At 38.5% G+C, this 10,735-nt stretch carries 9 protein-coding genes; 5 read left to right on the top strand and 4 right to left on the bottom strand.

The genetic code is table 11. The features are described from left to right. Positions 1 to 106 precede the first annotated feature (106 nt). The 4 genes from fusA to FY048_RS16325 form a co-directional block, all read right to left on the bottom strand. Entirely contained in the window at positions 107 to 2,245 is a 2,139-nt protein-coding gene (fusA, locus tag FY048_RS16340) for an elongation factor G (RefSeq protein WP_016139053.1), read from the bottom strand. Positions 2,246 to 2,422: 177 nt separating this feature from the next. Further along, complete coding sequence (gene rpsG / locus FY048_RS16335; RefSeq protein WP_003653285.1) at positions 2,423 to 2,893, bottom strand: 30S ribosomal protein S7; 471 nt, start codon at positions 2,891 to 2,893, stop codon at positions 2,423 to 2,425. Between the two features lie 160 nt (positions 2,894 to 3,053). After that, on the bottom strand, positions 3,054 to 3,428 hold the full coding sequence (gene rpsL / locus FY048_RS16330; RefSeq protein WP_002050319.1) for a 30S ribosomal protein S12: 375 nt from the start codon (positions 3,426 to 3,428) through the stop codon (positions 3,054 to 3,056). 200 nt (positions 3,429 to 3,628) lie between these two features. Then, positions 3,629 to 4,948, bottom strand: coding sequence for an EcsC family protein (locus FY048_RS16325; RefSeq protein ID WP_446091829.1), 1,320 nt, complete (start codon positions 4,946 to 4,948; stop codon positions 3,629 to 3,631). A gap of 300 nt (positions 4,949 to 5,248) precedes the next feature. Here FY048_RS16325 and FY048_RS16320 point away from each other — a divergent pair, with 300 nt between their 5' ends. From FY048_RS16320 to FY048_RS16300, 5 genes are all read left to right on the top strand, one after another. Next, positions 5,249 to 6,478, top strand: a complete 1,230-nt coding sequence (locus FY048_RS16320) for a beta-ketoacyl synthase N-terminal-like domain-containing protein (RefSeq protein ID WP_336169341.1) — start codon at positions 5,249 to 5,251, stop codon at positions 6,476 to 6,478. An 18-nt stretch (positions 6,479 to 6,496) separates the two neighbouring features. Continuing rightward, entirely contained in the window at positions 6,497 to 6,949 is a 453-nt protein-coding gene (gene hemJ / locus FY048_RS16315; protein ID WP_446091828.1) for a protoporphyrinogen oxidase HemJ, read from the top strand. A gap of 182 nt (positions 6,950 to 7,131) precedes the next feature. Further along, positions 7,132 to 7,692 (top strand): hypothetical protein, encoded by a 561-nt coding sequence (locus FY048_RS16310; protein WP_446091827.1) that lies wholly within the window; start codon positions 7,132 to 7,134, stop codon positions 7,690 to 7,692. A 385-nt stretch (positions 7,693 to 8,077) separates the two neighbouring features. Then, on the top strand, positions 8,078 to 9,703 hold the full coding sequence (locus tag FY048_RS16305) for an NAD+ synthase (RefSeq protein ID WP_446091826.1): 1,626 nt from the start codon (positions 8,078 to 8,080) through the stop codon (positions 9,701 to 9,703). Further along, positions 9,696 to 10,724 carry a hypothetical protein gene (locus tag FY048_RS16300; RefSeq protein ID WP_446091825.1) on the top strand — a complete coding sequence of 343 codons (1,029 nt, stop codon included), beginning with the start codon at positions 9,696 to 9,698 and terminating at the stop codon, positions 10,722 to 10,724. Before FY048_RS16305 ends, FY048_RS16300 begins: the two co-directional genes overlap by 8 nt. The last annotated feature ends 11 nt before the right edge of the window (positions 10,725 to 10,735 follow it).

Below are 10,735 nucleotides of genomic sequence, written 5' to 3'. Positions count from 1 at the left end.
GGCTTTAGCCATGATGATCTTCCTTTATAAACTGCTCATGCAGGGTCACTGCACGAGCGCTTGGTTTTTAACTAAGAATTAGTTTGGGCTTATAGTAATCGAAAGATTACTCGTCGTCACCTTTTTTACCGCCAGTCTGGAACTTAGCGATGATGCCTTCAGCCACGTTACGTGGAGTTTCAGCGTATTTAGCGAATTCCATAGAATAAGTCGCACGACCTTGAGACATAGAACGCATTTGAGTCGCGTAACCAAACATCTCAGCCAATGGAACTTCTGCTTTAATTGCTTTTGTTCCACCAGGAAGATCATCCATACCTTGAACCATACCACGACGACGGTTTAAGTCACCCATGATATCGCCCATGTAGTCTTCTGGAGTTTCTACTTCAACTTTCATGATTGGTTCAAGAAGGATAGGATCAGCTTTCATGAAACCGTCACGGAAAGCGTACGAACCAGCCATTTTGAACGACAATTCATCAGAATCGACATCATGGTAAGAACCATCAAATAATGTCGCTTTGATACCCACAACAGGGTAACCAGCTAATACACCATTCTTCATACGTTCTTGAATACCTTTGTCAACCGCACCAAAGAATTCTTTAGGTACAGTACCGCCGACAACTTCTTCAGCGAATTGGTATTCTTTACCAGCTTCTTCAACATCCATAGGCTCTAAACGAACATATACATGACCGAATTTACCTTTACCACCTGTTTGACGAACGAACTTACCTTCTTGCTCAACAGTCTTTTTGATTGTTTCGCGGTAAGCAACCATTGGTTTACCAATGTTCGCTTCAACACCGAATTCACGCTTCATACGGTCAACGATGATGTCAAGGTGAAGCTCACCCATACCAGCAATAATTGTTTGACCAGATTCTTCGTCTGTACGAACGCGGAACGATGGATCTTCTTTAGCCAAACGACCTAAAGCAATTGACATTTTTTCTTGGTCAGCTTTAGTTTTTGGTTCAACAGCCAATGAAATTACTGGCTCTGGGAATTCCATACGCTCAAGTGTAATGATGTTTTTCTCATCACATAATGTATCACCAGTAGTAACGTCTTTAAGACCTACACACGCTGCGATATCACCTGCACGGATTTCATCAAGATCTTGACGTTCGTTCGCATGCATTTGCACGATACGACCGATACGTTCACGCTTAGATTTAACTGGGTTATAAACCGGATCACCTTGTTTAAGAACACCAGAATAAACACGTACGAAAGTTAAGTTACCTACGAATTTGTCGTTCATGATTTTGAACGCTAACGCAGAGAACGGAGCTTCGTCAGATGCTTCACGAGATGCTTTAGTTTCAGCTTTGTCGTCAAGAATACCTTCAATTGCTTTAACTTCTGTTGGAGAAGGTAAGAATTGAATTACAGCATCCAACATACGTTGAACACCTTTGTTCTTGAACGCTGAACCACAAAGCATAACTTGGATTTCAGATGCTAATGTACGAGCACGAAGACCAGCAATGATTTCTTCTTTAGAAAGATCGCCTTCTTCTAAGTATTTGTCCATTAACTCTTCAGATGCTTCAGCCGCAGCTTCAACCATCTTAGTACGCCAATCGTTCGAAATATCAACGAGGTCAGCAGGAATATCACCGTATTCGAACTTCATACCTTGAGATGCTTCATCCCAGATAATCGCTTTCATTTCGATAAGGTCAACAACACCAGCAAACGTATCTTCTGCACCAATTGGCACAACGATAGGTACAGGATTACCACCTAAACGAGTTTTAACTTGCTCAACAGCACGGAAGAAGTTTGCACCAGTACGGTCCATCTTGTTCACGAATGCTAAACGAGGCACTTTATATTTGTTTGCTTGACGCCATACAGTTTCAGACTGAGGTTGTACGCCACCAACTGCACAGTAAACCATGCACGCACCGTCAAGAACACGCATAGAACGTTCAACTTCAATTGTGAAGTCTACGTGTCCCGGGGTGTCAATTACGTTGATACGGTGTTGTTCGAATTGGTTACCCATACCAGACCAGAAACAAGTTGTAGCAGCCGAGGTAATTGTAATACCGCGCTCTTGCTCTTGTTCCATCCAGTCCATTGTTGCTGCACCATCATGTACTTCACCAATTTTGTGAGATACACCTGTGTAGAACAAAATACGTTCTGTTGTAGTTGTTTTACCTGCGTCGATGTGCGCAGAAATACCGATGTTACGGTAATTACTAATTGGGGTTTGGCGAGCCATTATGTCTACATTCCTAAATGTTATATTTAAAACAGGACGCATCAATTAAATTGATGCGCACAAATATCCAAGCAGGCAACTTAAATACCCGCAAAGCTCCCACTTTGATAAAGAGCAATGTTGAATCGAGCTGCTGTACGCATGAATATTCTCCTGATTAGGGACTGTTTTATCCGCTTAGAAACGGTAGTGAGAGAAGGCTTTGTTGGCTTCAGCCATACGATGCACGTCTTCACGTTTTTTGATTGCTGAACCTTTACCTTCAGCTGCATCAAGCAACTCACCAGCAAGACGTAAAGCCATCGTTTTTTCAGAACGCTTAGCAGCAGCATCTACTAACCAACGCATTGCTAAGGCAGTACGACGGGATGGGCGTACTTCCATAGGTACTTGATAAGTAGCACCACCAACACGGCGTGCTTTTACTTCAACCATAGGACGAACTTTTTCAAGAGTAGTCTCGAAAAATTCAACTGGGTCTACTTTGTTTTTTTCTTGAACACGTTCTAAAGCACCGTAAACGATACCTTCAGCAACAGATTTTTTACCATCTTGCATTACGTGGTTCATGAATTTAGCGATTGTTTGGCTGCTAAATTTTGGATCTGGAAGGATCTCACGAGCAGCGACTACGCGACGTCTTGGCATTTTAATACACCTAATAATATGACACTTCAGGATAATCCAGCAGTTTGTACAAGTGTCATGTACACGACGCTGGCCTTACTATACGTCGCTTGAATTACAAATCTATGAAGAATTCAAACAAGCGAAACGCTAAAGGGCTTATTGGACTAGTTTCCTAGAATTACTTCTTAGGACGCTTAGTACCGTATTTAGAACGTGATTGATTACGATCTTTAACACCAGCACAGTCTAATGAACCACGAACGGTATGGTAACGTACACCTGGTAAGTCTTTAACACGACCACCACGGATAAGAACAACACTGTGCTCTTGTAGGTTATGACCTTCACCACCGATGTAGCTAGATACTTCAAAACCTGAAGTTAAGCGAACACGGCAAACCTTACGCATAGCTGAGTTAGGTTTTTTAGGTGTAGTTGTATAAACACGTGTACAAACACCACGACGTTGTGGACAAGCCTTCAACGCAGGAACTTTGGATTTTTCAACCAAAGTCGTACGACCCTTACGGATCAACTGATTCGTTGTTGCCATATGGCAATTCTCCCGTTATTAAAAAACCTTAAAAAGAAAATACCTCTTTTTAAGGGCACATAATTGTAAGCTAAGATGCAAAAATGGTCAACACGGCAATACGTACCAAATGTTGACCATATCAATCTTTGACAGGATAACTTACAAATTTAAATAGAGTTCAGATTTTATTTTTAAAGCTCTTATTTGTAAGCGTATTGTTAAGAATATTTTTTACCCTCCAACTCTTCTTCATCTTCGTCAGGAGTTAGAGCTGGTTTTTGCTCTGTATGCTCATGTTCTTCTACATGTTTATCAACAAGTTGCTCGATACCTTGATGAACATTTTCCTGAATTTTCTCTTCACTCTTTTTACCTTCAGTAGGCTTTAAGACAATAGATACTTTTGAAATGACATCATGATTTTCTACTTTATGATGATGTGCAGCATGAATATTGCCATCTTCTCCCACATTTAAAAGACGTGGACTAGCTTTCTGGATAAGCGTAACCGCAGCATAATAAGCCTGTAGCGGAGATAAATGCTCACTTGGATGTTCATTTAAATAATGTCTTGCAGCCCCAAAGATAGCCTGTGCTTTATGACCAACATCTTCTTGTAGTTTCCAACTATATACAGCGCTTAAAACAGCGCCAGCAACTGGTGTAACTTTGCCAAAGGCTGAGAGTTTAGGAATACGATTTAACCAACTCCATTTAAACTCCCCATCTTCATCAACTAGCCATTTCTTTAAAGTATCTAAATCAGTAGTTGAACCTAACACTTGCTGAAATTGATGAATATCTTGTGTTTCCAACATATTCCGCAATGTTTTTAAAGCCAATAATAGAGTTTGCTTTTCGGCAATCAGGCTAATATCAACTTCTTTAAAAATAAATTCGACAACATCTTGGTCTGTAACTTCCAGAAGATCAAAGCCATGTGATCTTCCAGTCTGATAAATCGTTCTTAAAACCAACACAAGTGAAACAGGAATATCTACAGCAGCACCAACCACACCCGATACGCCAGTAATTGCCCCTTGTATTGTCGCAATTAATTTATTTTGCTCGATGAGCGCCTGACTTAAACGCTGAGAACGGCCCGTATCCTTAGTTAGCTCAAACAAATCTTTAGCACCCGCCTCTTCTAAGATTTTTTCAGTTAAGGTGCTTTTTGAACTAAAGTCATTCAGCCAATCAAATAAATAGCCTGAGATTTTTTCATCCCAATTTGGGGAAAGAAATGTAGCCACACCATTTACTTTTGTAAAATGTCGCCCAAAGACCTGCCGAGTTACTTTCGGCAATTGTTCACGTAGCATTTGTTGAGGACTTTCATATTGCTCAACTTCAAATGGGCTTTTTGTTCTCGATTTTCCTTCAACCGTTTTACCAGTTGGAATTGGTTCAATTACCTTACTGACATCACCTGATTGGTTCTGTTGTAAGATACTCAATCCTGTAGAACTGAGCTTTTTAGCCACTCCGAAGACCTGAGAAAACAAATTGTCAGATTGATTATTATTAAATTTTGTCATCAAGTACCTCGATTTTTTAATTTATCTAATTAGACATAAATACTAGGTGGAATGTGGATTTATCTCAACTTGAATGTGTGTATTTTAGTTAACCCTAAATGCAACATACCATGTATTTAGTTATTTTTTTTAAATGTAAAATTGTCATAAAGATTTGCCATAAGAAATAAAAATCCTTTCTGCTATCATGTTAACAACGAAAAAACATGAGTCTTGTTTTCTTACAGCTATATTCTCCTATTCGTTTTCGTAGCTGTTGATCACGCTAGACTCTTAATATCACCATAAAGGGACCTGTAGATGAAACGTGTTGTAATCACTGGTATGGGTATTAACTCATGTATCGGTAACTCTTTAGAAGCAGTTACTCATTCACTTCAAAATGGAATCTCCGGGACACGTTTTAACCCAACTTATGCTGAACTCAATTTTAAAAGTCATGTGAGTGCTGCTGCAGACCAAGATTTTGATCATATTGACCGTAAGTTAAAACGCTTTATGGGCGTATGTGCAATGTACGCTTACAATGCTGCTGTAGCTGCTGTTGAACATGCAGGTCTTACTGCTGAGCAAATTGGTGGGAATCCACGTTACGGTATCGCAGGCGGTTCAGGTGGTGGTTCAACTGCCTCTGTTGTTGAAATGACAGAGCTTTTAGAGACTAAAGGTGCTCGTAAAGTAGGACCTTTCTTCGTACCACGCAACATGTCAAACACTATTACTGCAAACGTAGGTGTTGCATTTAAATTGCAAGGTATTGCTCATACCATTACAAGTGCTTGTGCAACTTCTGCTGACGCAATTGGTTATGCGTATAACCTGATTCAACTCGGCAAACAAGACCTTATGCTTGCTGGTGGTGGTGAAGAAGATCATTGGTCTCAAAGTTTATTGTTTGATGCAATGGGTGCACTTTGCTCAAAATATAACGAAACTCCAGAAACAGCATCTCGCCCATATTCAGCAGACCGTGATGGTTTCGTTATTGCTGGCGGTGGTGGTTTTGTTGTACTTGAATCACTTGAACACGCTCAAGCACGTGGTGCCAACATTCTAGCTGAAGTCGTTGGTTATGCTGCAAACAGCGATGGCGCAGACATGGTTGCTCCAAGCGGTGAAGGTGCTACACGTTGTGTATTAATGGCGCTTGAAGAAGCTAAGCAACATGGCGTAGACAAAATTGACTATGTAAATACACATGGTACGTCTACTCCAGCTGGTGACATTACTGAACTTAAAGCAATGGAACGTGCATTTGGCGAAGGCAATGTACCTCCTCTTAGCTCAACTAAATCTATGACAGGTCATAGCTTAGGTGCAGCTGGCGTACAAGAAGCTATCTACTCTGTTCTAATGATGCAAAATGACTTTATTGCACCAAACATCAATGTGACTGAACTTGATGAAGGCGCAAAACCTTTTGATATCGTACTTGAAAAACGTGATGCAAAATTGAATACTGTAATGAGTAACAGTTTTGGCTTTGGCGGTGTTAACGCTTGCCTTATTTTCAAAAAGTGGGATGCATAATCCCACGTAGGATTATCGATGGATGCACCTTCTGATGCTTTTTTGTGGGTAAAAGCATTACATATTATTGCTGTGGTTTGTTGGTTCGCTGCTTTGTTCTACTTACCACGGCTATATGTTTACCACGCCATGAGTGAAGATGCTGCTAGTCATCAACGCTTTGAAGTAATGGAACGTAAGCTGTATCGCGGAATTATGTGGCCTTCTATGATTGCCACATTAATTACAGCCCACTTTCTTGTAGATTGGGGCGATGCAACTCGACATTACCATCAGGCAACATGGTTTTACCTTAAAGTCGGATTAGTTGCTTTATTAGTCATCTATCATTTGGCATGTGGCTACTACCGTAAAAAACTTATCGGAAATGCTCACTACAAATCACATAAGTTCTGGCGCTTCTTTAATGAAATGCCAACCTTAATTTTATTTGCAGTTATTATTTTAGTTGTCGTAAAGCCTCAGTTTTAACTGGGGCTTTTGCTTTTTAGACAATTTTTTTGATTTAGACCCTAAGAACTCTCAGAGTGATTCCTATATTCACCTTTGTTCAATCAAAAGCATAAAATCAATGTTTTCTTAAGGTTGTATACAATGAATCAATCTGACTCTTTATTTACTAATGAGTAATCTATACTATTCTAAAGAGATAAATGAACTCATTTAATGGCAAAGCTATGCTAATCCTTACTGCCCTTAAACGCTCAACCCAACAACAATTTATACGTCTTACGCTTTTTATTTTTCGTCACTTAAAAAACTATCCGATTAGATATTTAACTGCTCAAGAAAAAGTATTAGCACAACTCATTTTCGGTGACATGCTCAATTGTGAGCAACCTAAAATTATTGCTACTCGCTACCTTCCTTGGCAATCTTGCGGTATTTTTATGGCACCAAACGGAAATATCTATGTTAATTCTTCCGATTACAGTGAAAATTACGCTCTAGAATCTAAATTTATGCAGGGTATTTTTATTCACGAACTCACTCATGTCATGCAATATCAAAAAGGTATTCATGTACTAGTTAAAGGCGCATTGTTGCAATCGGCCTATTATCTTAGCTTTAAAAAATACAATCCCTATAAATACACCTACTCTCCCCATAAGGCATTTAGCACGTATAATATTGAGCAACAAGGTGAAATTGCCCGTGACATTTGCTCTGGAAAAATCCCAAATATTATCTGTTCTCCTCAACTTCATTTGTAACTAAATAATCAGTCTTTCTTTGAACGTAACGTTTTTTACTTAATGTAAATGAGAATTCTTATAAATCAGAAATACTTACTTAAACTAGAAAATCACTCTTATTTAATTCAAATTATTGAAAAAAGTATAACGCGCTTATTCCAAATTAGCTTCTGATAAGGCAGTATACAAACAATAAAAATAATGAAGCCTGTTTCTATTCTATACAGAAAATCTCGTTATTTTTACGCAGAAAATATGTGATTGGTATATATTATTGATCTTGACATTTTTGTTTACTATTTTAATTGTTTACTATCGCACCATACACATCGTTGAAAAATTATATTTATAAAAATCAACACTGTGTGTATCTATATTCGTTATGATCTAGGATTAGGTTTGAATGAAAAGTTTTAAAGTTGCCCTTGCTCAGTTTTCTCCGCATATTGGCAATATTGACTCAAACACCAAAAAGATGATTGAGCAAGTAAATCAGGCGAAAAAACAAAACGCTGACCTGATTATTTTTCCCGAGCTTTCTGTTATTGGTTATCCAGCTGAAGACTTACTGCTACGTCCAAATTTAAATAAACGTATGCAAAAGGCTTTTGCTCAACTTGCCGAAGTTAAAGATATTGTCATGGTTTTCGGATTTGTGAACCAGACAGAAGATGGTCAACGTTATAATTCAGCTGCTGTCATGAAAGATGGTCAAGTTTTGGGTGTTTTTAACAAACACAATTTACCAAACTACGGCGTCTTTGATGAAAAACGTTATTTCCAAAAAGGGCATCAGCATTTGGTGTTTGAATATCTTGGACATAAGTTTGGCGTATTGATTTGTGAAGATATCTGGTCACTTAATACCGTAAAACAGTTAAGCCAATTAAATGTTGATACCGTTCTTGTATTGAATGCATCACCATATGAAGTCGGTAAACCACAACACCGCACACAAACCTTGAGTGAACTTGCAAAACAACTCCATCTAAACATTGTGTACGTTAACCAAGTGGGCGGACAAGATGATTTAATTTTTGATGGCACAAGTTTTGTCAGCAATAAAAATGGTGAAATTGCTTTACAAGCACCGAGCTTTAAAGAAGACCTCTATATTGCTGAATTTGACCATGAAAACAAATCATTTAAAGTCACAGAATCAGCTCCTGCTTTAGAAACATTTGCAGAGATCTATCAAGGCTTAGTGCTGGCAACACGTGATTATGTAGAGCGCTCAGGCTTCCCAGGTGTAATTTTAGGCTTATCTGGCGGTATTGACTCTGCCCTTACACTCGCAATTGCCGTTGATGCAATCGGTGCAGAAAAAGTACAAGCTGTAATGATGCCTTATACTTACACTTCTCAAATTAGTGTTGAAGATGCAGCAGAACAAGCTCGTCGTATGGGTGTAACTTTCGGTATCGCTGAAATACATTCAGTTGTAAATAGCTTTATGCAAACCTTGTATCCTTTCTTTGGCAACTCACCAGCAGATGCAACCGAAGAGAACTTACAAGCGCGCGCACGCGGCACATTACTCATGGGCTTATCAAACAAATTTGGTAATTTAGTACTCGCTACTGGTAACAAGTCTGAGCTTTCAGTTGGCTACTGTACACTTTACGGTGATATGGTTGGTGGTTTTGCAGTTCTAAAAGATGTTTATAAAACTATCGTGTTTGAATTAGCGAAATACCGCAATAGCTTAAGTGAAACTCCTGTTATTCCTGAACGTGTTATTACTCGTCCACCTTCAGCAGAACTTCGCCCAGACCAAAAAGACCAAGACTCTTTACCAGCATATGATGTATTAGATGCCATTCTTTACGCATACATTGAAGAAGATTTAAGTCAGGCAGATATTATTGCCAAAGGTTTTGATAAAGAAGTAGTTGAAAAAGTCATCCGTTTAGTTGATCGTAATGAATATAAACGTCGTCAAGGCGCGATTGGGCCGAGAATTACTTCTCGTGCATTTAGTCGTGAACGACGTTATCCGATTGTCAACGGTTGGACAGCGAATGACTGAGCAGAAAAACTCATCAAAAAATACAGCACTTGCTCAAGCACTTTTGCTTGAGCAGGTGGAATTTTTCAAAAAACAATTATCTATAGAAAACTCACCTATTTATTTCCAGCAGTTCATTCAACTCTTTATGCAACATGCTGATGAAATAAAACTTCATGAAGTTGTTGATTTAGAGCAACTACAAGCCGTTGTGAAACGTTATGCTTTTGAAATGCAGCTAGGTGCTGGTTTACTTGAGTTTATTGGGGAAATTGCGCAGCGTATTTATCTATCTGCCATGAAATCTCCAATTCAGCTACAAGATTTGGTATCTGACCACCAATTTGAGATGTGGCTCTCCAAATTTTTAGAAATGGAACATATTCCTCTTTATCTCAATCAGTTTTTAAGAAGCAGTCCTTCTGTACAACAACTTTGCCAATATATTGCAACCTCAACCTTAGAACAAAAATTACCAAAATTTCTAAGCACATCTAGAGTTGATGACTACCACTTTGAGTGGCAACATAAACTCAAAAAATTCTCCTTTCTACAGCAACAACGTCTTGAGCATAAACTTGAAACTTGGATTGCTAGCTTTATTCATGAGCAACTCACAGAATTAAGTCTTTTATCGAGTGAAGATTTAGAAAGTCTGATACGACATGTATGGGAAGATCTTAGACATAAAAAAATGTATGAGTTTATGAAGCAATTAACTCCTCTTGATGTTGAAGAGTTCTTTGTTTTAATTTACGAATACTGGAAAGAATTACGCCAGTCACAATTTATGCAAGATCTTATTCTGTATGGTGTAGAAGTTTTTTATGACTTTTATAAAAACGAAAGTTTATTTGAAGTATTAAGTGAGATTGGTTTAACTGAAACCGATTTACAAACTGAAGCCTTACGTTTTTACCCTAAGGTCATGAATGCCTTTAATGAACACGGTATTTTAGAACCGTTACTTCAAACGATTTTAGCTCCTTTTTATCAAAGCTCAAAAACACTCAATATTATTGAAAAACATTTTAATGAGTAAAAAAAGACAAA

This window comes from Acinetobacter sp. 1124_18A, assembly GCF_052824995.1.
Note: the sequence above shows the minus strand (reverse complement) of the source record. Positions and strands in the feature narration are given on the sequence as shown.